The sequence below is a fragment of the Pandoraea sp. NE5 genome, assembly GCF_024363545.1.
GTDB classification, from domain to species: Bacteria; Pseudomonadota; Gammaproteobacteria; order Burkholderiales; family Burkholderiaceae; genus Pandoraea; species Pandoraea cepalis.
Window position 1 is genome coordinate 3,842,130 of record NZ_AP025517.1, and the last position, 26,282, is coordinate 3,868,411.

23 protein-coding genes are annotated in these 26,282 nt (G+C 66.7%); 10 read left to right on the top strand and 13 right to left on the bottom strand.

Translation table 11 applies throughout. From position 1 onward, the window contains the following. Window positions 1–190 precede the first annotated feature (190 nt). The 10 genes from PanNE5_RS17520 (at window position 191) to PanNE5_RS17565 (ending at window position 11,302) form a co-directional block, all read left to right on the top strand. Window positions 191–1,819 (top strand): 3-(methylthio)propionyl-CoA ligase, encoded by a 1,629-nt coding sequence (locus PanNE5_RS17520; protein ID WP_150562941.1) that lies wholly within the window; start codon window positions 191–193, stop codon window positions 1,817–1,819. Between the two features lie 291 nt (window positions 1,820–2,110). Beyond that, window positions 2,111–3,025, top strand: a complete 915-nt coding sequence (locus PanNE5_RS17525; RefSeq protein ID WP_261939864.1) for a branched-chain amino acid ABC transporter permease — start codon at window positions 2,111–2,113, stop codon at window positions 3,023–3,025. Continuing rightward, on the top strand, window positions 3,025–4,305 hold the full coding sequence (locus PanNE5_RS17530; RefSeq protein ID WP_150562942.1) for a branched-chain amino acid ABC transporter permease: 1,281 nt from the start codon (window positions 3,025–3,027) through the stop codon (window positions 4,303–4,305). The genes PanNE5_RS17525 and PanNE5_RS17530 overlap by 1 nt, the downstream gene beginning before the upstream one ends. After that, window positions 4,302–5,135, top strand: a complete 834-nt coding sequence (locus PanNE5_RS17535; protein WP_261938479.1) for an ABC transporter ATP-binding protein — start codon at window positions 4,302–4,304, stop codon at window positions 5,133–5,135. Before PanNE5_RS17530 ends, PanNE5_RS17535 begins: the two co-directional genes overlap by 4 nt. Next, window positions 5,128–5,850, top strand: a complete 723-nt coding sequence (locus tag PanNE5_RS17540; RefSeq protein ID WP_261938480.1) for an ABC transporter ATP-binding protein — start codon at window positions 5,128–5,130, stop codon at window positions 5,848–5,850. The genes PanNE5_RS17535 and PanNE5_RS17540 overlap by 8 nt, the downstream gene beginning before the upstream one ends. Before the next feature lie 113 nt (window positions 5,851–5,963). Beyond that, window positions 5,964–8,060 carry a 3-hydroxyacyl-CoA dehydrogenase NAD-binding domain-containing protein gene (locus PanNE5_RS17545; protein ID WP_261938481.1) on the top strand — a complete coding sequence of 699 codons (2,097 nt, stop codon included), beginning with the start codon at window positions 5,964–5,966 and terminating at the stop codon, window positions 8,058–8,060. Window positions 8,061–8,121: 61 nt separating this feature from the next. Continuing rightward, window positions 8,122–8,727: a bifunctional nicotinamidase/pyrazinamidase gene (gene pncA / locus PanNE5_RS17550; RefSeq protein WP_261938482.1), complete on the top strand. Its 606-nt coding sequence runs from the start codon at window positions 8,122–8,124 to the stop codon at window positions 8,725–8,727. 113 nt (window positions 8,728–8,840) lie between these two features. Further along, entirely contained in the window at window positions 8,841–9,281 is a 441-nt protein-coding gene (locus PanNE5_RS17555) for a PaaI family thioesterase (protein ID WP_017234792.1), read from the top strand. 121 nt (window positions 9,282–9,402) lie between these two features. After that, a complete protein-coding gene (locus PanNE5_RS17560) occupies window positions 9,403–10,398 on the top strand; it encodes an NADP-dependent oxidoreductase (RefSeq protein ID WP_017234793.1) in 996 nt (331 codons plus the stop codon). Between the two features lie 268 nt (window positions 10,399–10,666). Beyond that, the gene (locus tag PanNE5_RS17565; RefSeq protein WP_017234794.1) at window positions 10,667–11,302 is read left to right on the top strand and encodes a class I SAM-dependent methyltransferase; all 636 of its coding nucleotides are present in this window, start codon (window positions 10,667–10,669) and stop codon (window positions 11,300–11,302) included. Between the two features lie 75 nt (window positions 11,303–11,377). Here PanNE5_RS17565 and PanNE5_RS17570 read toward each other — a convergent pair whose 3' ends face one another. From PanNE5_RS17570 to PanNE5_RS17630, 13 genes are read right to left on the bottom strand one after another with little or no spacing between them, the layout of a single operon-like run. Then, window positions 11,378–12,625 (bottom strand): beta-ketoacyl-[acyl-carrier-protein] synthase family protein, encoded by a 1,248-nt coding sequence (locus PanNE5_RS17570; RefSeq protein ID WP_261938483.1) that lies wholly within the window; start codon window positions 12,623–12,625, stop codon window positions 11,378–11,380. Continuing rightward, entirely contained in the window at window positions 12,625–13,104 is a 480-nt protein-coding gene (locus tag PanNE5_RS17575; RefSeq protein ID WP_261938484.1) for a hypothetical protein, read from the bottom strand. The genes PanNE5_RS17570 and PanNE5_RS17575 overlap by 1 nt, the downstream gene beginning before the upstream one ends. 48 nt (window positions 13,105–13,152) lie before the next feature. Beyond that, entirely contained in the window at window positions 13,153–14,382 is a 1,230-nt protein-coding gene (locus PanNE5_RS17580; RefSeq protein WP_261938485.1) for a beta-ketoacyl-ACP synthase, read from the bottom strand. Further along, window positions 14,382–15,107: a 3-ketoacyl-ACP reductase FabG2 gene (locus PanNE5_RS17585; protein WP_261938486.1), complete on the bottom strand. Its 726-nt coding sequence runs from the start codon at window positions 15,105–15,107 to the stop codon at window positions 14,382–14,384. The genes PanNE5_RS17580 and PanNE5_RS17585 overlap by 1 nt, the downstream gene beginning before the upstream one ends. Next, window positions 15,104–15,571 carry a beta-hydroxyacyl-ACP dehydratase gene (locus PanNE5_RS17590; RefSeq protein WP_261938487.1) on the bottom strand — a complete coding sequence of 156 codons (468 nt, stop codon included), beginning with the start codon at window positions 15,569–15,571 and terminating at the stop codon, window positions 15,104–15,106. Before PanNE5_RS17590 ends, PanNE5_RS17585 begins: the two co-directional genes overlap by 4 nt. Further along, window positions 15,571–16,776: a beta-ketoacyl-ACP synthase gene (locus PanNE5_RS17595; protein ID WP_017234800.1), complete on the bottom strand. Its 1,206-nt coding sequence runs from the start codon at window positions 16,774–16,776 to the stop codon at window positions 15,571–15,573. The genes PanNE5_RS17590 and PanNE5_RS17595 overlap by 1 nt, the downstream gene beginning before the upstream one ends. Then, complete coding sequence (locus PanNE5_RS17600; protein ID WP_261938488.1) at window positions 16,773–19,199, bottom strand: MMPL family transporter; 2,427 nt, start codon at window positions 19,197–19,199, stop codon at window positions 16,773–16,775. The genes PanNE5_RS17595 and PanNE5_RS17600 overlap by 4 nt, the downstream gene beginning before the upstream one ends. Beyond that, window positions 19,196–19,885 (bottom strand): LolA family protein, encoded by a 690-nt coding sequence (locus tag PanNE5_RS17605; RefSeq protein WP_017234801.1) that lies wholly within the window; start codon window positions 19,883–19,885, stop codon window positions 19,196–19,198. The genes PanNE5_RS17600 and PanNE5_RS17605 overlap by 4 nt, the downstream gene beginning before the upstream one ends. Beyond that, window positions 19,870–20,328, bottom strand: a complete 459-nt coding sequence (locus tag PanNE5_RS17610; RefSeq protein ID WP_017234802.1) for an acyl-CoA thioesterase — start codon at window positions 20,326–20,328, stop codon at window positions 19,870–19,872. The genes PanNE5_RS17605 and PanNE5_RS17610 overlap by 16 nt, the downstream gene beginning before the upstream one ends. Further along, the gene (gene hutH, locus PanNE5_RS17615; RefSeq protein WP_261938489.1) at window positions 20,318–21,958 is read right to left on the bottom strand and encodes a histidine ammonia-lyase; all 1,641 of its coding nucleotides are present in this window, start codon (window positions 21,956–21,958) and stop codon (window positions 20,318–20,320) included. Before hutH ends, PanNE5_RS17610 begins: the two co-directional genes overlap by 11 nt. Continuing rightward, window positions 21,955–23,751 (bottom strand): glycosyltransferase family 2 protein, encoded by a 1,797-nt coding sequence (locus PanNE5_RS17620; protein WP_017234534.1) that lies wholly within the window; start codon window positions 23,749–23,751, stop codon window positions 21,955–21,957. The genes hutH and PanNE5_RS17620 overlap by 4 nt, the downstream gene beginning before the upstream one ends. Then, window positions 23,748–25,679, bottom strand: coding sequence for an AMP-binding protein (locus PanNE5_RS17625; protein ID WP_261938490.1), 1,932 nt, complete (start codon window positions 25,677–25,679; stop codon window positions 23,748–23,750). The genes PanNE5_RS17620 and PanNE5_RS17625 overlap by 4 nt, the downstream gene beginning before the upstream one ends. Next, the gene (locus tag PanNE5_RS17630) at window positions 25,676–26,230 is read right to left on the bottom strand and encodes a hypothetical protein (protein ID WP_017234536.1); all 555 of its coding nucleotides are present in this window, start codon (window positions 26,228–26,230) and stop codon (window positions 25,676–25,678) included. Before PanNE5_RS17630 ends, PanNE5_RS17625 begins: the two co-directional genes overlap by 4 nt. Window positions 26,231–26,282 lie beyond the last annotated feature (52 nt).

Consider the following 26,282-nt stretch of genomic DNA (forward strand, 5'->3'; position numbering starts at 1 on the left):
TGCTGCGGCGCACAAGCGATCGGCGTTGACCCGGCGCGCGCGCGCGTCAAGAATGATTCAGCGCGATTCGGTGAAGCGCGCCCAACGACGTGCTTCAGACGTGTCGACTGGCGAAGCACGAAATCACGACCGTCGTCCCACGACGTACTCCGTCATACAGGCTGTCCCGACTTTTCTGGAGATTCGACGCATGGCAACACCGCTTCTCGGCCAGATGATGGCTGCGCCGCTCCTGATTTCCACATTGCTCACCCATGCCGCGCGTCATCACGGCGATACCGAAATCGTGTCGCGTCGCATCGAAGGCGACATCCACCGTTATACCTGGCGTGACGTCGAGCACCGGTCCCGCCAGCTCGCGCAGGCGCTGCGCCGGCTGGGCGTGGGCGACGGCGAGCGCGTGGGCACCTTGGCGTGGAACGGCTATCGCCACCTCGAGCTGTATTACGCCGTCTCCGGCATGGGCAGCGTGGTGCATACGGTGAACCCGCGCCTGTTTCCTGAGCAGATCGCCTACATCGTCAATCACGCCGAAGATCGGTATGTGGCCTTCGACATCAACTTCATTGGGCTGATCGAGACTATCGCGCCACAGTGCCCCGGCGTGCAGGGCTGGATTGCGATGACCGATCGCGCGCATCTGCCGACATCGAGTTTGGCGCTACTGTGCTACGAGGATCTTATCGGCGTTGAAGACGGCGACTTCCCGTGGCCGTCGATGGACGAGAACACGGCCTCGGGACTTTGCTATACGTCGGGCACGACGGGCCACCCGAAAGGCGTGCTCTACAGTCATCGCTCGACGGTGTTGCATGCCTTCGGTGCAGCGCTCCCCGACGCGATGGCCATGTCGGCGCGTGACGCCGTTTTGCCCGTGGTGCCGATGTTTCACGTCAATGCATGGGGGCTACCGTATTCGAGCGCGTTGGTCGGTGCGAAGCTGGTTTTCCCCGGCAAGGATTTGGACGGCAAGTCGCTGTATGAACTCTTCGAAGCGGAGGGCGTTACGTTTTCCGCCGGCGTGCCGACGGTCTGGCTGGGATTGCTCACGCATGTGAAATCGATCGGCGCGCGCTTCTCGACGCTCGAGCGCACGGTGATCGGGGGTTCGGCGTGCCCGCCGGCCATGTTGCACACGTTCGAGACCGACTACGGGGTGCGCGTCATCCATGCGTGGGGCATGAGTGAGATGTCGCCGCTGGGCACGCTGTGCCATCTGCGCAAGCATCATCGCGACCTGCCGGCCGAGGCGCAGCAGCATATTCTCGAGAAGCAGGGGACGGCGATCTACGGCGTCGATCTCAAAATCGTGGGCCCCGACGGCAAAGAACTGCCGTGGGACGGCAAGGCGTTTGGCGATCTGTACGCGCGCGGGCCATGGGTGCTGGATCGTTACTTCCGCTCGGATACCCCGCCGCTGGTCGACGGCTGGTTCCCCACGGGCGACGTGGCCACGATCGATCCTGAGGGATACGTGCAGATCACGGATCGCAGCAAGGATGTGATCAAGTCGGGGGGCGAGTGGATCAGTTCCATCGACGTGGAAAACGTCGCGATGGCGCATCCCGAGATCCACGAGGCGGCCTGCATCGCGATTCGTCACCCGAAATGGGAGGAGCGGCCGCTGCTGGTGGTCGTTCGCAAGCCTGGCTCGACGCTCACACGCGAGGACGTGCTGGCGTTCTACCAAGGCCGGGTCGTGAAATGGTGGATCCCTGACGATGTGGTCTTCGTCGACGAGATTCCCCACACGGCAACCGGCAAGATGCTCAAGCTCAAATTGCGAGAGGCGTTCCGCGATTATCAGGCGGCATCCTAGGCGTCGTGTTGCCGTCTCCGGGGTGGGGGGCGTCGGCCGAGAGCCCGCTCGGAAACGTCTCACCTGGCGCGCGGATGGTGCCCGAAATCCAGCATTGACGCCGTTTTTCGGGCGATCCGGCGCCGCCGTGGTCGCCCGTCCCCTCTATAATGTCAGCCTGAAATTCCCCTGGATGCGGCCGTCTCTGCCGTGTCGTTCATTGGTCTTCCCGAAGGAGTTGCAGTGCATCTGCTGAGTGCCACCGCCGGCCTCGTGCTTGTGAATGGCGTGAGCTACGGCCTGCTGCTGTTCATGCTGTCGAGCGGACTCACGCTGATTTTCAGCATGCTGGGCGTGCTGAACTTCGCGCATGCCAGCTTCTACATGCTTGGGGCGTACTTTGCCTACACGTTCTCGGCAGCGGTCGGGTTCTGGCCGGCGCTGTTCGCCGCGCCGCTGATCGTTGGCCTGATCGGGGCTGCGTTCGAGCGCGGCGTGTTACGGCGATTGCGTGCGCGCGGTGCGTTGGCGGAGTTGCTGGCGACGTTCGGCCTCGCGTATATCGTGGTGGAGCTGGTCCAACTCGCATGGGGCCGCGGCCCGGTCGATTACGGCGTACCAACGGTCTTCGAAGGCGTGCTCGTTCATGTGGCGGGCATCGCGGTGCCCGCGTACCGGCTGTTTCTGATGGGGCTCGCGTGCGCCATTGCCCTGCTCGTGTGGGGCGTGTTTCGCGCGACGCGGGCGGGGTGGATACTGCAGGCCGCCCTATCGCAGCCAGCGATGACCCAGGCCCTCGGTTACGACGTGCCTGCGCTTTACACAGGCGTTTTCGCCTGTGGCGCGGCGCTGGCGGCGCTTGCGGGGGCGGCGGGGGGCAACGTGCTGGTGACCGAGCCGGGCATGGCGGCAACGGTCGGCAGCGTGGTGTTTGTCGTGGTCGTGGTCGGCGGGCTGGGTTCGCTGGGCGGGGCGTTTGCGGCGTCGTTGCTGATCGGCCTGCTCCAGACATGGGCCGTGACGAGCGATGCGAGGCTCGCACGGTGGTTGGCGCAGAGCCCTGGGGGAACCGACGGCACCGCTGGTGCTGCGGGTGCCATCATGAAAGCCGTGGCGCCCCTGTCGCACCTGACCGTGGCGCAGCTCGCGCCAGCGGTGCCGTATCTTCTGATGGTGGCGGTGCTGTTATGGCGTCCGCGCGGGCTTTTCGGCGTGCGGGAGGGGTAATGGACAATGTGATCGCCCGTTCGCCGGTGGCGCCGCCCGTATCCTGGCGCCGCCACCTGGGCGCGTGGTCGGCCTTTGCCGCTATCCTCGGCCTGGCGCCGTGGTGCTTTCCTTCCGATGGGGCGCTCACCCTGATGACGCAGATGGGGACCGCGGCCATTCTGGCGCTGTCGTTCAATCTGCTGCTCGGTTCGACCGGCTTGTTGAGCTTTTGTCATGCGACGTATGCGGGTGTTGGGGCGTATGCGGGCGTGTGGTGCATGAATCGTATTGGGGCGCACGGGCTGCCGGTGTCGATGGCCCTCGTGCCGTTCGCCGGTGCGCTCGCGGCAGGTGTGGCGGGCGCTACGCTCGGTTACGTCACGACACGACGCGCGGGAATGACGTTCGCGATGATTACACTGGGCGTGGCGGAGCTTGTCTGGGTCATGGCCGGGATGCTGCCCGAGTGGTTCGGCGGCGAGCGCGGCATTCCGACCGACCGCACGCTCGGTGCGGCGTGGTTCGGGGTGACGTTTGCAACGCAGCGCGAGGTCTACGGGCTGGTTGCCGTTTGGGTGTTCGTCTGCGCAGCCTTGATGTACGGCATCACGCGCACGCCGCTGGGGTTCCTGGCGCGCGCCGTGCGCGACAATGCGGCGCGGGTCGCTTTCCTTGGGCCATCGGCATCGGCGGTGCGCTACCGCATGCAGATCCTGGCGGCGGCTTTCGCGGGGGTGGCGGGCGCGCTGGGCGCATTGAATTTCGAACTGGTCAGCGCCGACGCCTTCAGTCTTGAGCGCTCCGGCGTCGTACTCGTCTTCACGGTGCTTGGCGGGACGATGTACTTCGCGGGGCCGATATTGGGCGCCGTCGTCGGTGTGTTCGCGACGGTGATGCTGGCAACACTGACGCGCGCCTGGCAGCTCTATCTCGGGTTGGGATTCCTCGCCGTCGTGCTGTTCGCGCCGGGCGGCATCGCCGGATTGATCGCGGCACACGGGCGCGCCTGGCGCACCGGCATGGCACGTGCGTTGTGGCGCCCCTACGCGGTGGTCTGTGTCGGTCTGGCGATGTGCACCGGCGGGCTGATCGGCATCGTCGAAATGACTTACGGCGCGCGCCTTGCGAGCGACGCCGGGCCGGAGGCGGTGGGGGGCTTCGGCGCATACGCAGGGCCGGGGGCTTGGGCGCTGGCAACCGTGGCGCTCGTGGCGGGGGCGGTGGTCGTCGCGCGCGCCGGGCATTGGTTGCGCCACACGGCGGCGGGCGCCCAACACTCGGTGGAGGACCGGCAATGACGCAAGCGGTGACGCAAGCGGCGAGGCCAACCCTTCCGTCTGGCGCGGCACTCAGCGTGCGAGGCGTGCGCAAATCGTTCGGGCCCACGTCGGTGCTGTGCGGCGTCGATCTGACGCTCATGCCCGGCGAGCGGCTTGCCATCATCGGGCCCAACGGCGCCGGCAAGAGCACGCTGTTCGACGTCATCACGGGCAGGACACGGCCCGACGACGGGCGTGTTCTGATGAACACCTGCGATGTCACCGGTCGGGCATCCCATGTCATCAGCCGGCTTGGCCTGTCGCGCAGTTTCCAGACGTCGCAGTTGTTCGGGCAAATGAGCGTCATTGATCATTTGCGTTGCGCCGGGCTCTGGCCGGAAGGTCATCGCTACACGTTCTGGCGGCGGATGCAGGGGCTGAGCGACGTCACACGGCGTAGCGAGCTGTGGTTGACGCGTCTCGGGCTGTCGGCGCGACGTGACGTGCCCGCGGCAGCCCTGAGCTACGCGGAGCAGCGCGTCCTGGAGATCGGGCTGTGCGCTGCATCGGCGGGCAGCGTCATGTTGCTCGACGAGCCGACGGCGGGGATGAGCCAGTCCGAGTCGGCACGGATGGTCGCGTTGATCGCCGACCTCAGTCGGGAGCGCTCGCTGTTGATGATCGAGCACGACATGCAGGTGGTCTTCTCGCTGGCCGACCGGATCGCCGTGCTGGTGCGCGGGGTCATCATCGCGTGCGATACGCCCGAGCGGATTCGTGCGCATCCCGACGTGCGTACGGCGTATCTCGGCGAATTTGCGGATGCCATCGATGAGACCGCCCGTGCCGGGGAGGCACGCGATGCTTGAGTTGATCGACGTGCGGGCCGGGTATGGCGGCAGCCGGGTGCTGCACGGGGTGACGATGCGCGTTGCGCCGGGCGAAATCGTGGCAGTGCTCGGGCGCAACGGGGCGGGGCGCTCCACGTTGGCGCGCGCGATCATGGGGCAGTTGCCGCGCGAGGGGGACATTCGCTGGCAGGGTCGATCGCTGACGTCGCTGGCACCGCATCAGATTGCGCGGCTGGGTGTTGGCTATGTGCCGGAAACGCGTGATGTGTTCGGGCCGCTGACCGTCACGCAGAATCTATGGCTCGGGCAGCGGGCCGGGAACGGGCGTACAGTGCGGCCAACGTCCGGCAACCATCGCGCACTTACACTGGCCCAGGCGTTCGAGCGCTTCGAAGAGCTGGCACCGCGACGCGATGCGCCAGCCGCATCGCTGTCCGGCGGCGAGCAGCAACTGCTTTCCCTGTGCCGGGCGATGATGGCCGGGCCCGATCTGCTGATCGTCGATGAGCCGACGGAAGGCCTCGCACCGCGTGTGGTTGCGCGCATTGGCCGGATTCTGACCGATTTGCGTGCAACCGGGGTCGCCATTCTGCTCATCGAGCAGAAGCTATCGCTCGCGCTCAGCTGCGCGCAGCGTGTCGCCGTGATGGGCCGGGGCGCACTAGTCTTCGAGGGCACGCCCGATAGGCTGGCGGAGGCTTGCGCGATACGCCGTGAATGGCTCGAGGTGTAGCGCTGCGCTAGAATCCACGGATCGTCTTGCCGCTGCTTGCCCACCCGCAGCGCGCCCAACGACGCACCGCGTCACCGCACATAGCCCCCAAGAATATAAGGAACGAGACAACGATGAGCACGGTTTATGAGGTTCGTGACGGCGTGGCCGTCATCACGCTGGACAATCCCCCGGTGAATGGCTTGGGACACGCCACGCGCTCCGGCATCGCCGACGGGCTCGCGAAAGCCCAGGCCGACGCTCAGGTGCGCGCCGTAGTACTGATCGGCGGTGGCAAGGCATTCTCCGGCGGGGCCGACATCCGCGAATTCAATACGCCGAAGGCAACCCAGAGCCCGCTGCTGGTCGAGGTGATCGCCGCGCTCGATGCCTGCGCGAAACCCGTTGTGGCGGCCGTGCATGCGGTGGCGATGGGGGGCGGACTCGAATTGGCGCTCGCCTGCCACTATCGCGTGGGGTTGCCCGGCGCGCAGATCGCGCTGCCCGAGGTCAAACTGGGCCTGCTGCCTGGCGCGGGGGGGACGCAGCGCCTGCCGCGTGCCATCGGTGTGGCGCGTGCGCTCGACATGGTGGTGACGGGGCGTGTGGTGAAGTCGGAAGCGCTCGTCGGTACGCTCTTCTCGACAATGTTCGAAGGCAACCGCGACGACCTGCTTGCGGGCGCCATCGCCTTCGCCGGCAACATCGCCTCGCAAGGCGGCGCGTTGCCGCGATTGCGTGACGTGGCGCTCGATGACGCCGACGGCTCGGCGCAGGCCGCGATCGATGCCGCACGTGAAAAGGTGCAACGCGAGCAACCGCATTTCCCCGCGCCGCAAAAATGCGTGGCTGCCGTCGAGGCGGCGCTTCAACGCCCGTTCGATGACGGTGTGAAGTTCGAGCGCGAGTGTTTTGTGGCGTTGGTGAGTTCGCCGGAGTCGAAGGCGCTGCGTCATGCGTTTCTCGGCGAGCGCGCGGCCGCCAAGATTGCGGACGTACCGGACGACACGCCGGTGCGCAACATCGAGCGCGTGGCCGTCATCGGGGCCGGGACGATGGGCAGCGGCATCGCCATGACCTTTGCCAACGCGGGGATTCCGGTGACGCTGGTCGACACGACCGACGCGGCGCTTGCCCGCGGTATCGAAGCGATACGAGGCAACTATGCGCGTGCAGTCACGCGTGGAAAGCTCACGGCAGACGACGCGCAGATGCGGCAGGCACGTATTCACGGCAGTACCGATTTCGCGTCGGTGGCCGATGCCGATCTGATTGTCGAAGCGGTGTTCGAGGAGATGGCCATCAAGCAGGTCGTTTTCCGTGAGCTCGACAAAGTGGCCAAGCCGGGGGCAATCCTGGCGTCGAACACGTCGACGCTCGATCTCGATGCCCTGGCCGCGACCACATCGCGGGCGCAGGACGTCGTCGGCATGCACTTCTTCAGCCCGGCGAACGTCATGCGCTTGCTCGAGGTCGTGCGCGGTGCGCAGACCGGCAAGGACGTGCTGGCAACGGTGATGAAGCTGGCCAAACGCATTGGGAAGCTTGCCGTGGTGGCACGCGTCTGCGACGGCTTTATCGGCAATCGCATGCTCGAGCCGTATTTCAAGCAGTCTCAGTGGATGGTCGAGCAGGGCGCGACGCCCGCGCAGATCGACGCCGCCATAGAGCGCTTCGGCTTCGCGATGGGGCCGTTCCGCACCAGCGATCTGGCCGGAAACGACGTTAGCTGGGCCATTCGCAAGCGCCGACATGCCGAACATCCCGGCATCGTCTATCCCAAGATTGCCGACGTCGTATGCGAAGCCGGACGCTTCGGCCAGAAAACGCACGCGGGTTGGTACGATTACGCCGAGGGCGATCGCTCGCCTCGTGAATCGGCCAAGGTCGGGCAGATGATCGACGACTATCGCAAGGCGAACGGTATCGCGCCGCGCCCCTTCTCGGACGAAGAGATCGTGGATCGCCTCGTCTACGCGCTGGTGAACGAAGGTGCGAAAGTGTTGGCCGACGGCACGGCGGCACGCCCGTCGGACATCGACATGGTGTATCTGAACGGCTACGGCTTCCCGTTGTGGCGTGGCGGGCCGATGCACTATGCCGATGCGGTGGGGCTCGACAAGGTGCTCGCACGGGTGCGCGAGTTTGCGCAGGACGCGCACGGCGAAGATTGGATGCCTGCCGCGCGGCTTGTTGAACTTGCCGACGCCGGCAAGCGCTTCAACGGATAAGCGGGACGCGCGCGATGGGGCCAGAATGGGGCGGTCGCTGCGACGAATGAGGGGCAAACCCATGAAACCGATGGACGAAGTGCTGCTCGTGATCGACGTGCAGAACGATTTCATGCCGGGCGGCGCGTTGGCGGTTCCCGAGGGCGACGCCGTGGTGCCCGCGATCAACGCCTTGGCGGGCAAGTTCGCGCGAGTGGTGTTGACGCAGGACTGGCATCCCGCGGGGCATGTGTCGTTTGCCGAGAATCACGCGGGGCGTCGGCCGTTCGAGACGATGGTTCTGCCGTATGGCGAACAGGTCTTGTGGCCGACGCATTGCGTTCAGGACACGCCTGGCGCCGCATTGCATGCCGGGCTACGAATTCCGCATGCGCAGGCGGTGGTGCGCAAGGGGTATCACGCGCACGTCGATAGTTATTCGGCGTTTCTGGAGGCGGATCGCAAGACGCCGACCGGTCTGGCGGGATATCTGCGCGACAAGGGCGTGAGGCGGGTGCATTGCGTAGGATTGGCGACGGATTTCTGCGTGGCATGGAGCGCGCTCGACGCGAAGGCGGCGGGTTTCGATGTCTGTGTGATCGAGCACGCCTGTCGTGCCATCGATCTCAATGGCTCGCTCGCCAACGCTTGGGCTTCGCTGAGCGCGGCCGGCGTGTCGCGCGAGTGAGTCGAAGGCGACTGATTGAATACCAGACGCCGCGCATGATGCGCGGCGTCGCAAGCTGATGAAATGACGATGGACAAGCTTTACCGTAATGGCCGGTGCGGCCGGAGTGCCCGATGAGTACGCTATCGATTCGTTCTGGGTTTACCGACCATCTCGGCATCGAACTGCTGCGCGCTGAAGGAGGCGAGTCGGAACTGCGTCTCCCGCTGGCGCCTCACCATCTCAATAGCTGGGAGGTCGTGCATGGCGGCGCGACGATGGCGCTGCTCGACATTGCAATGAGCACCGCCTGCCGGAGCGTGGCGCCGGAAGGCACGGGCGTCGTGACGATCGAGATGAAGACGAGCTTCATGCAGCCGGGTGCCGGTGAGATGCGGGCGTTTGGTTGCCTGCTGCACCGCACGACAACGATGGCGTACTGCGAGGGCGAGGTGCGCGACGCCGATGGCAAGCTCGTCGCCAAGGCGATGGGCACCTTCAAGTATTTGCGTCGACTCGCGGTGGGGCGCGCCGTGCGCGAGCAGCGACGTCCGGACGAAGCGCGCGGCGACTGACTGCGGTCGATGCTTTGCGTCGTTGCCAGACGACTCATCAACGATGTCACTGAGATGATGTCACCGCGAGATAACGCGCATTCGAGATGTCGCGGCGACTCACTAACGTGGAGGAAAGGCCATGACGATTAATCGACAGATTCTGCTGGTTTCACGCCCGAAGGGCGAAGCCACGCTTGACAATTTTCACCTGGCGGCGCCCGAATTGCCGGAGATCGGCGAAGGGCAGTTGCTGGTGCGCAACTTCTATCTTTCCCTCGACCCGTACATGCGCGGGCGGATGAACGACACCAAGTCGTACGCGCCGCCGCAACCCCTCGACACGGTCATGATCGGGGCGACCGTGGGTGAGGTGATCGAGTCGCGCCATCCGGACTGGCAGCCGGGCGACGCCGTTGCCGCCATGTTCGGCTGGCAGGAATATGGCATTTCGGACGGCAGCAACCTGCGCCGTATCGACGATGCACGCATTCCGATGAGCGCCTATCTTGGCGCAGCGGGCATGCCCGGCGTGACGGCCTGGTATGGCCTGAATCGAATCATCGCGCCGAAGGCCGGAGAGACGGTCGCGGTCAGCGCGGCCTCGGGGGCCGTGGGCAGCGTGGTCGGTCAACTGGCGAAGCGCGCCGGTTGTCGCGTGGTCGGGATTGCGGGGGGCGCCCAGAAGTGCGCCTACGTCGTGGAGACGCTTGGCTTCGATGCGTGCGTCGATTACAAGGCGGGTCATCTCGACGAAGCACTGCGCGCTGCTGCGCCGGATGGCATCGACGGCTATTTCGAGAACGTCGGCGGCGACGTGTTCGACGCGGTCATGCGCAACCTCAATGCCCACTCGCGTATCGCGCTGTGCGGCATGATCTCCGGCTACAACGGCGAGCCCATTCCGCTGAAGTACCCGGGGCTGCTGTTGACGAACCGGGTGCGGCTCGAGGGCTTCATCGTGACCGAGCATCTGGACGTCTGGCCACAGGCACTGAAGGAGCTCACCGACGCCATCGCCGCAGGTGAGCTGCGCTATCGCGAAACGATGGCGCAAGGGATCGAGAACGCGCCTGCCGCATTCCTCGGTCTGCTCAAGGGCGAGAACTTCGGCAAGCAGATCGTGAGGCTCGTGTGATTCGGGATTTTTCTCGAATTTAGAAAGCATCCCTGAATTTCAGGAGTATTGCACTTTACGTACTTCTCATGGACTCGTGCAGTGGGCACAATAGCGGGCTTCCACCCGATAAGCCGCCAGGGCGGTATTCGCTATTGTGACCACTGCTGCCAAACCGCCTCCCGCACCGCCTGCGCTTCCCCCGCGCCCCGAATCGTGCGCAAAGGCCTTTGTTCCCGAGACCCGCTTCGGGAACTGGTTTCTGAAGACCTACACCTGGCGTCATCACGTGCTGCGCGTCGCCATCGAAGACCTGATGAGGCTGGCGCACGGTGCGATACCGCAGGCCCCCGTCATTCTCGATGCGGGATGTGGCCACGGACAATCTCTGCCGCTTCTGCATCGCTATTTCGCACCGTCGCGCCTGATCGGGTTCGACTGCTTCGCCCCGGCGCTGAGCGAAGCGCAGACACACGTGCGAAGCGCGGGGATTTCCGTCGATCTGCGCGCGGGCGATTGCGCCGCGATCCCGCTGCCCGATGCCAGTTGCGACATCGTGTTCTGCCATCAGACCTTCCACCACCTCGTGCACCAGGAGGCGGCTCTGTCTGAGTTCTATCGGGTGCTGAAGCCGGGCGGTTTGCTGTGTTTCGCCGAGTCGACCGAGGCCTATATCCGCTCGTGGGTGATCAGACTGCTGTTCCGGCATCCGATGCACGTTCAGCGAAGCGCAACGGGGTATCTCGACATGATCCGCGCGGCGGGATTTACCTTTGGTCCCGAGAACGTGTCTTATCCGTACCTGTGGTGGAGCCGAGCCAAGGACTTCGGGCTGCTGGAGCGGTTGAAGTTGCAGCGTCGCCCGGCATTCGGCGCGCGTGAGGAGACGCTGGTCAACGTCGTTGCGAGAAAGCCGCTCGCGTAAGCGTTTAACGGGTTTGACGTGTTTAACGTGTTTGTCGCGTCTAAGGTCTAGTGCGCGGAAGGTCGGGCACGGGCGCTAAACTCGTGCGAGCGTCAGCGCGCCGTAAGTGCCGCCGAAGCCAAAGGTGTTGATCAGCACGCGGCTTACCAGCGTCTCTTGCAGGGCTGTCTGGATCGGAAAGGGTGCGGCGGCGGCGTCCAGGCATGCCAGATTGGCTACGCCCGGCACGAAACCCTCGTGCATCGCCCAGATCGCGCACGCGATCTGCATTGCCCCCGCGGCCGCCACGGTGTGTCCCGTCAGGCCCTTGATCGAGGTGATGGCCGGGACCTCGGCCACCCCACCGAAGGCGTGCGCCAGCGCATGCAGTTCCGCGATATCGCCGTCGATGGATCCGTTGGCGTGGGCGCTGATGAAGGTGGGCGGTGCCGTCAGCCCACGACACGCTGTTTCGACCACCGCGCTCATGGTCGGGATGTCGACACCGAACGCTCGCGACGCGCAGGTGGCGGAACCGACCCCCGTGATCTCGGCGAGCGGGCGTGCGCCTCGCGCCATGGCGTGGGCGAGTGTTTCCAGGACGAGGATGGCGGCACCACCGCCGAGGACGAAACCGTCGCGTTGGGCGTCGAACGGGCGCGAGGCGCCCTCGGGCGTCGCATTGTGGGCGCGCGAGAGTACCCCCATCGCATCGAAACACATCGCCGCGCCCCAGGGGGCCTCTTCGCTGCCGCCCGCGAGCATCACGTCCTGCCGTCCGAGCTGCAACACATCGACGGCGTGCCCCACGCAGTGAATCGATGTCGAACACGCCGACGAAATGGCATAGCCGACCCCGCGCAGGTCGAAGAGCGCGGAGAGGGCGGCTTGCGCGGTGCTCGACATGGCGCGTGGCACCACGTAGGGCAGCACCCGCGCCGCGCCGCTTTCGCGCGCGACGTCCAGCGCCGCTTCAAAATCCTTCATCGCCCCGGTGCCGGAGCCGACGACGACACCACATCGCCCGCGACTCAATGTCGCGGTATCGAGCCCGGCGTCGGCCACGGCGCGAAGGCCGGCATGGCAGGCATACAGCGCCGTGTCCCCCATGAAGCGGCGCAGCTTGCGCGGCACCACCGCGTCGTCGAGCGATCCGGCGTGAGGGCGTCCGGTGACTGTCGTGCGCAGGTCGTGGGCGACATAATCGGGCGCCTCATGAACGCCGCTCGTCCGATGTCGCAGGGCGTCCACGATGGCATCGCGCGTGTGACCGGCGGCGGACACCATCCCGATGCCGGTGACGACGACCCGGGGCAATCCGTCGGGGCGATGAAAGGACGTCATCAGAGACGGCGCAGCTCCGTGTTGATGTCGCGGATGAGCGTGTCGACCCAGCGGTTGTAGTTGGGATGGATCAACGGCGTATTGGGGGGCGGCGCCGAGGGGAAGTCCTCGCGGCGCGCCGAGGCGTTCGGGTGGGAGAGTTGGTACTCAAGATTGGTGCTGTCGCGATAGGTCACCGAGTAAGCCGTTTCGGTGTATTTGATCGTCACCGAGGCAAAGTGCTTGTTGCGCACGTTCAGCGAGGCCACGAGTTCTCCCGGATGCACGGGGCTTACCGTCCAGTCGTGCACGGCGGCGCCGCGCGCAATGGCGCCGCGAATCTCGTCGAGCGAGAGTGTTTTGCCGCTGCCGGAGACGATCGGCACGTTATCGTGCGGCACGATGGGCACCGCCGGGCGCGCCGCGTGGGCGGTGGGCGCGAGGACGGCCGAAGCGGTGATGGCAAGCGAGGCGATCAGCCAGTGTCGACGAGTCTGCATAGGTTCTCCTTCTCCGTTGTGAATGGACGTTGCGCTGCGCAACGCCCGTCAACCCGCAAATCGATGAAAGATCAGCGACGTGTTGATGCCGCCGAACGCAAAGTTGTTGCTCATGATTCGCTGCGTTTCCAGATCGCGGCCCTGAGCGCCCGCGATGTGATCGAGCGGCGCACAGGCCGGATCCGGTGTGTCGAGATTGAGCGTGCCGGCAAACCAGTCGCGACGCATCATCTCAATGGCCCACCATGCTTCGATGGCGCCGCACGCACCGAGGGTATGGCCCAGATAGCTCTTCATGGCGCTGATCGGCACGTGCGTGCCGAAGAGGCTGCCGGTGGCTTCGCTCTCGGCAACATCGCCGCGGTCCGTGGCCGTGCCGTGTGCGCTGATGTAGTCGATGGCCTGCGGGGCGAGACCCGCATCGTCGAGCGCGAGCCGCATGGCGCGTGCCATCGTGGCCGCGGTCGGTTGCGTGACGTGATTGCCGTCGGTGTTGCAGCCGAAGCCGACGATTTCCGCGAGAATCGTGGCCCCTCGCGCTCGCGCATGTTCGAGCGATTCGAGCACCAGCGTGGCCGCGCCTTCGCCGACCACGAGGCCATCGCGCGCCGCATCGAACGGGCGCGGCGTGAGCTTCGGTTCGTCATTGCGCGTGCTCGTCGCGTACAGCGTATCGAAGACGGCGCTACCGGGGCCGGACAATTCTTCGGCACCGCCAGCGAGCATGACTTTCGCGCGGCCGAAGCGAATGGCTTCATATGCGTATCCGATGGCCTGGCTGCCCGACGTGCAGGCGCTCGACGTCGGGATGATGCGGCCTTGGAGTCCGAAGTGCACGCCGATGTTGACAGCCGTCGTGTGCGGCATCATCTGGATGTAGCTCGTCGACGTCACGCCGGCCATCGATCCCGTGTCGACCATGACGCCAAAGGCTTGAATCGGCGCGATGCTGCCCGATGACGACCCGTACGCCACACCGATATCGCCGGGGTCGCGCGCGGCGACATCTAGCGCTGCGTGGGTGAGGGCATGTTCCGTGGCCCGAAGCGCGAGTTGGGCAACCCGTCCCATGGAACGCAATTGCTTGCGCGGCCAGTGCGGCGGCGCAGCGAAGTCTTCCACCGGGCAGGCGAGGCGCCCGTTGAGCATTTCGAAGTAGTCCCACTCCGGCATGCGGCGCACGGCGTTCTGCCCGGTGCGCAGCGCCCGCTCAATGTCTTCCCAGCGGCTGCCAAGCGCTGTCACTCCGCCATATCCAGTCACTACGACGCGTGTCATCAGACGATCCCTCCATTCACGCCGATGACTTGGCGAGTCACGTAGCTGGCCCCGTCCGACATCAGGAACGACACCACATGCGCCACCTCGTCAGGGCGGCCGACGCGTTGCATGGGCACCATGCGCAGCGCTTCGTCGAGCGCCACGCCCTCGAGCATGCCGGTGTCGACCAGCCCCGGCGCCACGCAGTTGACGGTAATTCGGCGCGACGCCAATTCGACCGACAAGGCTTTCGTGGCGCCGATCAGACCGGCCTTCGCGGCGCTGTAGTTCACCTGGCCGCGATTGCCCATCACCCCGGAGACGGACGCCACCGTGACGATGCGACCGCCGGCGCGCAGTCGCACCATGGGCATCGTGAGGGGATGGACGACATTGAAGAAGCCGTCGAGGCTGGTGTCGATGACACTGTCCCAATCGTCGTCGGACAGCGCGGGGAACGCGTTGTCGCGCGTGACGCCTGCGCCGCAGACAATGCCGTAGTACGCGCCGTGTTCGGCAACGTCGGCGTCGAGCACTTGTCGGCAGGTATCGCGATGACGGACATCGAACGACACGAGTGTGGCTGTGCCGCCCGCTTCGCGAATCTGCGCGACGGTGGCTTCGCCTGGAGCGATCTGCTCACGGCAATGAACGGTGACGGCAAAGCCGTCCTGCGCGAGGCGCAGGGCGATGGCCCGTCCGATGCCCCGGCTGCTGCCGGTGACGAGAACGCGTCGGGTCATGATTGGGGCTCCATCAAGAAGGCAGAGAAATCGGTTGGCTGATGCACCTTGATCGTGGCATCGACCACTGTCTCGTCGTCGGCCTGCACGCAGCAGTCGTAGGCACCGTTGCCGTTGTCGTCGCGTAGCACGCATGTGGCACGCACGAGAACCGGCACGCCGGCGCGCAGCGAGGCCACACGCGCTTCGAGGCGGCGTGTGCCGAGCAGCACGCCCGGCGCGGGGGGCAGGCCTTCGATACGACGGGTGAGCGCTTCGTGCGCGGCAATCGCCTGCGCCATGAGTTCGATGACGATGTGAACGGGCATGTTGCCGTGCGCATCCGCATACCAGGCGTGAGCATCGGGCGTTGCCTGCACGCAGATCGACTCGGCGTCGTGCTCGCAAACGTTATCGATGAGCAGCATCGGCGGCCGGTGCGGCAGCAGCGTCTCGATCGGCGGCCAGACAGAAGCGGCGGGCATCACAGGGCCTCCGCGCGCGAGAGGATGACGCTGACGTTGTTCCCGCCAAATGCATAGGCGTTCGTCATGACGTGGCGAGGGGCGCGACCGAGCGTGGTGCCGGGGGTGACGAGCCGCAAGGCGCTGAGCTCGGGGGCGGCGTCTCCATCCCAGACGTGCGGCGGGAGGCGGCCATCGCCTGAAAGCGTGAGCCAGCACAATCCGATGCCGGTCGCGCCCGCGGCGCCGAGCAGATGTCCGGTCATGGGTTTGGTGCCGCTTGCCCACGCGGTGGCACCCAAGCAGGCATGTGTGGCAAGGCTTTCCATCGCGTCGTTCTTCGGCGTGCCGGTCGCATGCAGATGAACATAGTCGATCTGCGAGGGCGCCAGGCAGGCGTCGTGCAAGGCGGCCCGCATGGCGTCGATGGCGCCACGGCCGTCCGGCGCGGGGGCCGAGATGTGATAAGCATCGCTCGATTCGCCAATGCCGGACACGACGATGTCGCCGGGCGCTCGCGACATCAGGCAGAGCATCGCGCCTTCCCCGATGTTGATGCCGTCGCGCTGGCGGCTCATCGGGCGCGCGAGCCCCTGCGAGAGCGACTCGAGCGCGCCGAAGCCGCCGAGGGTCAGATCGCATAGCGTGTCCGCACCGCCGGTCACTACGGCATCGCAGATCCCGCTGTCGATGAGGCGACGCGCCGCACCGAATGCCTTTGCGCTCGACGTGCACGCGGTCGAGATTGTGTAGGCGGGGCCGTGCACGCCGAGCAACTCGGCAACGAACTGCGCCGGTGCCCCGAGGGCTTGCTGGACGTAGTGATACGCCGCCGGTAACGCGCCCCGGTCCGCGAGCGTGCGCAGCGCGGCTTCGCCTTCGGCGATACCCGACGTGCTCGTACCGATCACGACCCCGATGCGCGTTGCCCCATGGCGTGCGATATGGCGTGCGAGGGTGGGGTGCAACGGTTGCGCTGCGGCGACCAGAAACCGGTTGTTGCGACAGTCGTACCGCTGTAGCCGGGCGGGAAGCGAAGGCAGCGCGTCAGTGGTCACGCGCACGGCGCCCACCACGGGGGCGGGGGACGTAAGCGGCGCGGGCACCTCGTCACGAACCCGCATACCGGACGTATCGCCGGCGAACAGTCGCGCGGCGATGCCCGGCAGGTCGTGACCCAGCGCATTGATCATGCCAAGAGCGTGGAGATAGACAGGAGACTTCATGAGCGCAGTTCCGGGTAGCGCAGGCTATAGGGGGCGAGCCACAACGCAAATGCGATGCCGATCGTCAAGGTCAGGCCGAAGGCATGCAGGCTCGGCATGGCGCTGAAGGCGAGCAGGCCGAACGACAGCAGGGTCGTCGCGGCCGACATCAGCGTGCCGGCGACCGCAATCGCGGCCATGCGCGGGTCGCCGCCGGCACGTAGTTCGCCCTCACGCAGAAAGATCGCGTAATTCACGCCGACGCCCAGGACCAGCATCAAGCCCATCTGCGCGAACAATGTCAGCGGCAGGTCGAGATAGCCGAACGCCGCGAACACTGCCGCGGTGGCGAGCAATGTCGGAGTGATGGTGGCGATGGCGCCGCGCCACCCGTAGCGACGCGTGAGCAGTCCAGTCACCACGATGAGGGCGGCGGCGAACCAAATTCCGCTTGCGACGCGATACCGGGCAAAAAGCGCCGAGATGGATGCGGCCTTGTCGACGTAGGTCACGCCGGGCAAGTCGACCGCCACGCGCCCGGCTGCGGCGCTGTCGCGCAGGCCGTGGGGGCGCACGAGGCTGGCGAAATGACCGGCCTTCGCCGGGGCGGACGCCGCTCCCGCCGACGTGCTTACCCGGCCCATCCAGAGCATGCGTAGCGGCGTCGAACCGGGCCACGCGAGCCATTGGTCGACCCGAAGCGGCGGCGTGTCGCCCTCGACGGCGTAGGCATCGGCGTATTGCCGTGCGAATGCCGGGCGGAACCCGGCCCGCGTCATGGCGTCGACCAACGCGTCGGGCGCGTCGAAGCGAGCCGCGCCCAACAGCGCCCGATTGTCGAGTTGACGTTGCATGGACGGCACGAACTGGGAGACGCCGGTCCATCCGTCGAAGGGGGCATCGCGGCGGGCCGCCGCGTCGTCGAGGCGCGCGCCGAGTTGTTCCTCGCGCCGGAGCAGCGCTTCTTCGCTGTCGGCTTGTACCAGCCAGAACTGCGTGGCTCCGTCGATACCGGTGATGCGCGAGATCGCCTGCTCTTGCGCGACCAGTGCGGGATCGCGGGCAATGAGCCGGCGAACGTCGTCGTCGACGCCCAGCCGCCACCAGCCCGGCACGCATGCCAGCAGGATCAGCCCCCCCACCGCCGTGCCGCGCCGCCCGGCAAGCGCGCCGCGCCAGATCGCCAGCCAGCGTTGGGCAAGGGCGACGACCGGCGCGCGCAGCGCAGGCACCTCGCGCGGCAGAAAGGCGGGCAAGGCCCAAACGACGAACACATAGGACGAGAGCAGGCCCGCCAGCGCAAACACGGCGATCTGACGCAACGCAGGGAACGGCACAGTGCCGAGAATCGCGTAGCCCAGCACGCTGGTCGCGAGGGCGATGCGCAATGCCGGACGCAGCATCGGCAGGGTGCGCTGGGCTGCCTCGCGCGTCAGACCGCCAACGCCGACGAAATACTGAATGGCATAGTCGACGGTTTCGCCGATCAGGGCCGCGCCGAAGACGAGCGTCAGCAAGTGCAGCTCACCGAAGATCAGCAGCGTGGCGAGCGCAGCGCACAGCGTGCCGAAGGCGATGGTCGCGAGCCCCATGGCGAGCAGGCGGCCCGAACGGAACGCCCAGAGCGTGAGCAGCGCAATACCGAGCGTTGCAACGATGCCGATGCGATGCAACTCCGTTTCCGCCTGCGATCGTGCCCCTGCCGCATGGAAGACCGCGCCGCTGCGCAGCACTTCCACGCCGGGCGAGAGGTCTACGATCCGCGCTTGTGCCGTGTCGAAGAATTGAGTGATTCGCTGCTGCACCGCGCTGTCGAAGGCCGGGCCTTGCGTTTGCAGCAACACGAGCACCCATGTCTTCCCCGCTTGGCGCGCGCTCAGCCAACCGTCGTCGGGCAACATCCGAAGCTGGCCGAACGGCAGCCGCGTGAGCCAGCGGTCGAGCCAGCCAAAGGGGTCATCGGCCGCGTCGGTCAGGCCGAAGGGGGAATGGGCCAGCGATAGCGGCGGCAAGCTCGCGTCGCCAGACGCATGTCGGCGAAGCTGCGCCTCCAGGTCGCCGCGATCCGCTGGCGAGAGGAGTTGGAAGCGATGCGGCCGATAGAAATTCGAGAGGAAGGCCGGGTCGAACGGCGGCACCCGACCCTGCACGCTCGCGAAAGCGCCGCTCGCACGGGCCAGCGCGTCGAAACGCGCAGCGGCGGCGCGGGCCGCGTGGGCGTCGGGCGCGCCGATCAGGACCACGACACGGTCGCTGACGCTGCCCGCCAGATGGTCCACGGCTTGCTCCGCGACGGGATCGCGCTCGGTCGTGGGCAACAGCGCGAGCACATTGGTCTGCAGCGGCAGATGGCGCACCGCTAGCAGCCAGATACCCAGCAGCACGAGGCCCGCGACGAGGGCGAAGGTGAGTGTGCGGCGCAATGCCCGAGTGCGTGGCGTCATTCGACCATTCGCAGCAGGCGTTGCGCTTGCACGTCGAGCGTGTCGCCGGTGCGCACCTTGTCGAACTGCCACTGGACGGTCTCACCGCGCCGGGTCTCCAGCGTCACGGTGCGCACGGTCGTGTCGCCGCTGAGCGTGAGACGCCGCATCGCTTGAGCGATCTGTGGTTGTGCGGGCGTGAGCACCACCTGCCAGCGACGCAGGGTGCCCGTGACGGAAATGCCGAATTGGGAGGCGAGTCCGCTGGTGTCGCCCTGCATGAATGCATTGGCCCATTCGTTGATCTGCTGCGAGATGGCCGACGGCTGCCCGTCGAGCGACAGCAGCTTGCCGTCGGCATCGATGCGCGCGCTGCGTTGCCGGCCGTAGACATACCCTTGCGGCTGCGGCGAACGCACTTGCCAGATCACGCCGCGCTCGCGCGCGAAAACCAGCGTGCCGCGCGTGAGCGCAGGCGCCGTCAGCAAGGCCGAGGTTCGCGTCTGGACGAAATCGGCGTGCACCACGGGATGCGCACTGACCTGCGCGAGGATTCGCTGGAGCAACGCCGAATCGGCCGCCGCTGATGCCGCAACGGGGGCGGTCTCGGTTTCGGTCGCGACGGCGGGTGCCGACGACAGCCCGACGCCGACCAGTAGGGCGAGGGCAAGCACGCTCGTAGCACGCGGCATCAGATGGCGGCCCATACGGCCTCCAACTTGCTCAGTACGACGGGGGGACTCACGAATTGCAGTTCGCCGTTGCGCGCGTCCACCGCGACCTGGACGGTATATCCCTTGGTCATGCGCGTTTCGGTAGCGATGTCGTGAATCTCGTAGGCGATGCGAAGCCGATTCTCATACTCGGTCAGTGATGCCGTGACACGCACCCGCTGCCCGTAGCGCGCGGAGCGAACGTACTTGAGATGGCACTCGACGATGGGCCAGAGATAGCCGGACGCCTGCATCTGTGGATAGTCGTAGTCGAAGCGGCGCAGCAGCGCGCAGCGTGCGATCTCGAAATACTTGACGTAGTGGCCGTGCCAGGCGACTTCCATGACATCGACGTCATGGAACGGAATCTCGACGTCGGCGAAAGCGCTGAGCCAGGGGGCCTTTTCCGGTCGGCGACCGGTCGTCTCAGTCGTCATTAGGCAGATCGCCTCCATCGGCAAGCCAGGCACGCACGGCGCGCAATTCATGTTCAAGCGCGCGATCTTCGTCGACGAACGGCGATTGGGCGGTGACCGTTTCGAGCCACGCCCGCAGTGCGGCGGGCAGCGGCGCGGCGTCCGGCGAGTGCCGCAAGCGTAACTTGACGGCCTGCGCCACCGCGAGCGTGTGAGCGGCGCCGACCTGTTCGGTGAGCGTCAGCACGCGAAGGCAATCGCGTGCGGCGATCGTTCCCATGCTGACCTTGTCCTGATTGTGCGATTCGGTCGAGCGTGAGAATACGCTGGCCGGCATGGTGTGCTTGAGCGCTTCCGCCGCCCACGCCGATGCGCCGATCTGCACCGCCTTGAAACCATGGTTGATTGGTGCGCGAGGGCCCGTCGCGCCGCTGAGATTGCGGGGCAGGCCGTTGTTGAACTTGTCGTCCACCAGCAGGGCGAGTTGGCGATCCATCAGGTCGGCGAGGTTGGCGACCGCCGTCTTCAGGCTGTCCATGGCGAAGGCGATGTGCCCGCCGTAGAAGTTGCCGCCGTGATGGACTTCGCCGGTGTCGGGATCGATGAGCGGGTTGTCGTTGGCACTGTTGATCTCGTTTTCGACGTCGCGCCGGACCCAGCTCAGCGCGTCGACGAGCACGCCGATGACGTGCGGAGCGCATCGCAACGAATAGCGATCCTGGAGGCGCGCCTCGGGCGGTTCCGTGCGTCCGGACAAGTCGTCGCGAATCCATCGGGCGGCGTCGCGCTGACCGTCGTGCGGCTTGGCGTCGAACAGCGTCGGATGGAAGTGCGCGGCGCGGCCGTCGAGCGCTACGGTCGTCAACGCTGTGAGCCGGGCGGCCAGACGCGCCAGCGTGCGACTGCGTGCGAAGGCGAGACTCGCCAGCGCGGTCATGACGGCCGTGCCGTTCATGAGCGCGAGGCCTTCCTTCGGGGCCAGCGTGATCGGCGCGCCCCCCGTGGCGGCCAGGGCCGCCGACGCTGCGCAGAGGCGGCCGCGATACGTCACGTCGCGCTCGCCGATGAGCGTAGCCGCGACGTACGACAGCGGCGTGAGGTCGCCGCTCGCGCCGACTGAGCCTTCGGACGGAATGCGCGGCAGCACGTCGTGGGCGAGCAGGTGGACGAGTGCCTCGAGGAGTTCCGGGCGCACGGCCGAGTACCCCTGGGCGAGCGACGCCAGCCGGCACGCGAGCACGGCGCGCACGGCCGGGTCGTCGAGCCATTCGCCCATGCCGCACCCATGGTAGCGCGTCAGTTGTGCGGGCAATGCTTCGATGAGCGACATGGGCACGTCGACGACACAGGCATCGCCGTAACCGGTCGTGACGCCGTAGACGGGACGACCGGCCGCAAGGTGCGCGTGCAGCGCGCTCACGCCGCGGCGTATGCGGTCTTGCCACACGGGGTTGGTGGACAGACGCGCGCTGCGGGTGCGTCGGGCCAGCGCGAGAATGTCTTCGATCGTCAGACGGGCCTGGCCGAACACGACGGCCGGCGCTGTCGCGCGGCGCGCGTCGGCGTCAGGGGGCGCATCGTGAAGCCCATGGCGCGGGGATGTGCCGGCGCGCGCATCGGCGTCGCTCAGTGAAGTCGGTAGTTGCATCATGATTGTGGCGACTTGCCTCGCCAGAAATCGAAAAAGTTGAACCACTGCATCGGGTACTGACGGCAGTAGTGCTCGAGCCGACGCGCATAGCGCTCGGCGTAGGTGCGCAGGGCGACCTCGCGTTGGGCGCGCGGCAACGCCACGGCATCGGCGAACGGTTCGAAATAGAGTCGGTAAGACGCTTTGTCGCGCAGGCAGAAAAGCAGATACACCGGGCACTCGAGCAAGGCGGCGAGAATGAACGGCCCTTGCGCGAACGGCGCCGATGCGCCGAGGAACGGGGCCGGCACGACCCGACCACCCTCGGTGGAAGGCACGCGGTCTCCGACGATGACAAGCCAGTCGCCCCGGTCGATGCGCTCACGCAGCATGATGGCCGTGGCGGGGCCGATGTCGTCGACCTCGATCAGGTTCTCGGCAAACGCGTCGTTCGACCCGGCGAGCATCGAGCGGAATCGCTGGGCGTGACGGGTGTAGACCACGGCATGGATGCGGTCGATGCCGCGCGAACGGGCGAGTGCGCGGGTCATCTCCAGGTTGCCGAGGTGCGAGCCGATGACGAGGGCGCCGCGCGCATCGCTGGCCGCCGCGTCGAGCGTGGCACGGTCGTCGATCTGGACATGGCGCTCGCCGAGGAGTCCGCGCCAGGCGGCGAATTTATCCAGTGCCGCGTTGGCAAACGCCAGAAGATGCCGGAACGTGTGCCATCGCGTGGGCGCCGGCAGCCCGAGTTCGGGGGCTGCGTTCCGGAGCCGCTGCTGATAATCGCGCGAGGCCGCGCACGCTTGTGTGTCCTTCAGCGCGAAATAGGCCGCCACGGGAATCAGGCAGACGCGCGCCGTGCGCAGACCGAAGCACCGGCAAGCCAGTGCCAACAGGCGCATGCCCAGCAAGCTGCCGCGCTCGGGGCGCCGCCACCACGCCAGGCCGTCGTCGACGGTGGGCGTTGCGGAGGATGTCGCGGAGGATGTTGCGGCGGCCGGCATGGCTGCCACCGCCTGGGCATGTGCACTCGGCTTGCGGCGGCACTTCCGCCACAGCAGTCCCGGCGCGCGCGGGATCATGGCGCATACGAGCCGCGTGTGCATCCAGGAAATGCCGACGTTGTCGCGCAACATCTGGAAGTGCGAAACCCCGTTCTCCGGATAGACGACGCGTGTGCGCCGGCTCTGGATCGGCACGCCGCGCCAGTACAGACGCACCAGAATGTCGGTGTCGAAGGCCATGCGCGATGGTGGCCGGTGGCGCGCCAGCAGCGCGGTGGTGGCCGAAAGCGGATAGACCCGGAAGCCGCACATCGAATCGGCGATGTCGAACGACAATGTCTCGATCCACACCCAGAAGTGCGTGATGTAGCGGCCATACAAACGCCCCTTGGGCACGGACGCGTCGTAGCGTGGCGTGCCGCAGATCACGGCGCTCGGGTGCTGGCGGGCGTCTTCGAGAAAGGCGGAGACGTCGCACAGATCGTGCTGACCGTCGGCATCGACTTGCAGGGCGTGCGTAAATCCGAGCGCGTGGGCGCGGCGCAATCCGTGGGAGACGGCGCCGCCTTTGCCGACGTTGCGCGGTAGCCGTTCCAGCGTCACGGTCTGCGGGTGGTTGGCCTGAATGGCCACGAGCAAGTCGCGCGTCGGGGCGTCGCTCCCGTCATCGACCAGCAGCACCGGAAGGCCTTGCGCGAGCAGCGTGTCGACGATGCGTGCGATTTGCGCCGGGTGGTTGTACACCGGGATCAGCACGCACGGCAGGAAAGGGCATGGCGACAGGCTGGGACCGAGTGTTGTCGTCATCGTTGCGCCTCTCCGGCAAGCGCGGGCGGCGCGGCGTAGACGAGATATCCGGTCGCGGCAGGTCCGCGGGCACCTTCGTAGGCGTAGTGCACGCGACGGCGTGAGGTATCGAACGTCAGCGTGAGGTCGAAGCGTGTTCCCGGCAATACGGGCGCGGAGAATTTGACTTGATGTAACGACGTTGGCGCGACCGCCCAGCCATGACGTGCGGCGTCTTGCGACGCATGCGCTGCGGCAAACCGCGTTGCCCAGTCGATCAGCACCACGCCGGGCAGCAGCGGCAGTCCTGGAAAGTGACCGTTGAAGTGCGCCAGCTCGGGCGGCACGCGCAGGGACATCACGAGCGAACCGTCGAGTGCGGTTGCGGGGGCAGGGTCGTCGGCATCGTTCCACCGAACGCCCAGCACCGAGGGCAGCCACGGGGACGCCGGTGTGAAAAGTGCCGCAATGTCGGCGGCCGTGCGCTTGCCGCGTTCATTGACGGGCAATGTCATCAGGAAACGCCAGCGCTTCGGGAGCATCGTCGCATCGAAGGTCGCGGCCAACGCGTGACGCAGCGTCTCACGCACGGTCTTGAGCGAGCGCTCTCGCCAAGCGCACCGGCCGGCAGGGCTGAGGACGACGGCGACGGCGAGGCGTCCCGCGACCACGGCCGCGGCGGCATCGTCGATCCATTCGTGGCGCAGCAGCGCCGCTTCAACGCCGGGCAATGAGAGCCGCTTGCCCTCGATCTTGACGGTGCGATCGAGGCGCCCCGTCAAGGCGAACGACCCGTCGGGATGCACGACGGCGCCGTCGTCGGTCGGCCACCAGCGCCCGTGGTTGACACGCGGCGAGCAGATTGCCAGTGCACCCTCGTCGGTCAATCGCACGCGTGTGTCGTCGAGCGGGGTCCAGTCGGACGTGCGATCCTGCTGACGCCACGCGATGCCGCCTGTTTCCGTACTGCCGAACACTTCGACCGGGGCGTGCGCCACGTCTGCCGGCAACGAAGGCCGAGCGGTTCGCACGAGGTGGGCGCATTGCAGCGCCGCGTCCTTGGGCAGTGGACCGCCCGACGAGAAGGTGAGGCGGGGCGCATCGCGCCAAACGTCGTCGCCCAGCCATGCGGGCCAACGCGTCAGCTGCGCGGGGCCAGCGATCCAGACGACGGCAGGCCACGTGCGCCACTGCTGCGTTTGCGAGGGCTCCGCGAAGGTGTGCCGAGCAAACGGCACGCCAGCGGCCAACGGCCAGAGCATGCGAAACCACAGCCCGTAGATGTGATGGCACGGCACGCTCGCGACGACGAGCGCCGCTTGCAATTGCGCACCCCAATGCCGGTGCAGCATCTGCACTTCGTCATCGAGTTGCGCGAGCGTCTTCGTGATGGCTTTCGGCTCGCCGGTACTTCCCGAGGTGTAGACAATCAATTCGCTCGAGGCGGGCAGCGCTGCGGCGAGCGCCGTGTGCGCGATCCCTGGCACGACGTTCATGTCATCACGACGATCCGCACAGGAAGCCAACGTGGCCGCATCGATGGCCTCGTCGAAGGCGAAGGCGAAGTCGCGGCGTGTCTGGGTCAGTGCGTTGGGTAACACGACCGGGGTTCGCCCCGCGGCCCACGCGGCGAAAAGGGCGCAGCTCATGTCGTACGGATCGTCCAGACACATCGCCAGTCGCAGGGCAGGGCGTGCCGCAAAGACAGCGTGCAACGCCCCGACGCGTTCGCGCCAGGCGCGCGTGGTGAGCGAGCCAAACGTGCCGAGCCCATGCACGTCGTCTGCGGCGGATCGGCCGTCCACGCATACGACGAGCGACGGCGCGCGAGGCGCGCGCAGCAGTTCGGCTAGCGGCGTGCACGCGCAGGGCGCCAGTCCTGCGGAACGCTCGTGTGAGGCAGGCGATGCTGACGGGGCGGACGATTCGATCGAGGCGGGAACGCTCATGCCGCGCCCTCCGGCGGCGACGTGCCTGCCGCGCAAGCGGACGCTTTTCGCGCCAACATGCGCCGACGCCACCACCATTCCGCCGCAAACAGCAGGCCGATCAGTACGTATGCGATTCCGCCGTTATAGAGCGACCAGATCTCCCGCGACGCCCAAAGCGCCGTGGCGAGCGCGACGGCGCCGTTGAAGATGAAAAATACGATCCACACGCGAGTGACGTTGCGCAGGTAGGGCGTCGCGTCCACCGGCAGGTCGGGCTGATGCAACCGCGCGATGCGCTCGACCATCGACATGGGGGCGCGGAGCGACATCGCAAACGTGAGCCCCATCCCGAGATTGACAGCGACCGGATAACACCGCAGCAACAGCTCGCTGTTGCTCAGCGCTGTCGCGAACGCGAGCGCGGCCAATCCACCGGCCACCGCCCATTCGACGGGCATAAGCAGCCGATGGGCGCGCAAGTTGTGCCGGTATCGCAGGCCGAGGCCGGCAAGGAGCAGCAGTGCCAGATAGCGCGGCGGAACCAGCGAGATTCCGGCGAGGATCAGCACCGGGTAGGCGAGTGCCGCGACGACAGATGGCCAGCGGACTCGGGCTTGTGGG

Coding starts and splice junctions, on each gene's coding strand:
- pncA (WP_261938482.1), top strand. CDS start 8,122: ATGAAACCGATGGACGAAGTGCTGCTCGTGATCGACGTGCAGAACGAT.
- PanNE5_RS17625 (WP_261938490.1), bottom strand. CDS start 25,679: ATGAGCGTTCCCGCCTCGATCGAATCGTCCGCCCCGTCAGCATCGCCT.
- PanNE5_RS17545 (WP_261938481.1), top strand. CDS start 5,964: ATGAGCACGGTTTATGAGGTTCGTGACGGCGTGGCCGTCATCACGCTG.
- PanNE5_RS17590 (WP_261938487.1), bottom strand. CDS start 15,571: ATGCCCGCCGCTTCTGTCTGGCCGCCGATCGAGACGCTGCTGCCGCAC.
- PanNE5_RS17595 (WP_017234800.1), bottom strand. CDS start 16,776: ATGAAGTCTCCTGTCTATCTCCACGCTCTTGGCATGATCAATGCGCTG.
- PanNE5_RS17610 (WP_017234802.1), bottom strand. CDS start 20,328: ATGACGACTGAGACGACCGGTCGCCGACCGGAAAAGGCCCCCTGGCTC.
- PanNE5_RS17560 (WP_017234793.1), top strand. CDS start 9,403: ATGACGATTAATCGACAGATTCTGCTGGTTTCACGCCCGAAGGGCGAA.
- PanNE5_RS17530 (WP_150562942.1), top strand. CDS start 3,025: ATGGACAATGTGATCGCCCGTTCGCCGGTGGCGCCGCCCGTATCCTGG.
- PanNE5_RS17570 (WP_261938483.1), bottom strand. CDS start 12,625: ATGACGTCCTTTCATCGCCCCGACGGATTGCCCCGGGTCGTCGTCACC.
- PanNE5_RS17540 (WP_261938480.1), top strand. CDS start 5,128: ATGCTTGAGTTGATCGACGTGCGGGCCGGGTATGGCGGCAGCCGGGTG.
- PanNE5_RS17605 (WP_017234801.1), bottom strand. CDS start 19,885: ATGGGCCGCCATCTGATGCCGCGTGCTACGAGCGTGCTTGCCCTCGCC.
- PanNE5_RS17575 (WP_261938484.1), bottom strand. CDS start 13,104: ATGCAGACTCGTCGACACTGGCTGATCGCCTCGCTTGCCATCACCGCT.
- PanNE5_RS17535 (WP_261938479.1), top strand. CDS start 4,302: ATGACGCAAGCGGTGACGCAAGCGGCGAGGCCAACCCTTCCGTCTGGC.
- PanNE5_RS17585 (WP_261938486.1), bottom strand. CDS start 15,107: ATGACCCGACGCGTTCTCGTCACCGGCAGCAGCCGGGGCATCGGACGG.
- PanNE5_RS17525 (WP_261939864.1), top strand. CDS start 2,111: ATGCTGTCGAGCGGACTCACGCTGATTTTCAGCATGCTGGGCGTGCTG.
- PanNE5_RS17580 (WP_261938485.1), bottom strand. CDS start 14,382: ATGACACGCGTCGTAGTGACTGGATATGGCGGAGTGACAGCGCTTGGC.
- PanNE5_RS17600 (WP_261938488.1), bottom strand. CDS start 19,199: ATGACGCCACGCACTCGGGCATTGCGCCGCACACTCACCTTCGCCCTC.
- PanNE5_RS17555 (WP_017234792.1), top strand. CDS start 8,841: ATGAGTACGCTATCGATTCGTTCTGGGTTTACCGACCATCTCGGCATC.
- PanNE5_RS17520 (WP_150562941.1), top strand. CDS start 191: ATGGCAACACCGCTTCTCGGCCAGATGATGGCTGCGCCGCTCCTGATT.
- PanNE5_RS17620 (WP_017234534.1), bottom strand. CDS start 23,751: ATGACGACAACACTCGGTCCCAGCCTGTCGCCATGCCCTTTCCTGCCG.
- hutH (WP_261938489.1), bottom strand. CDS start 21,958: ATGATGCAACTACCGACTTCACTGAGCGACGCCGATGCGCGCGCCGGC.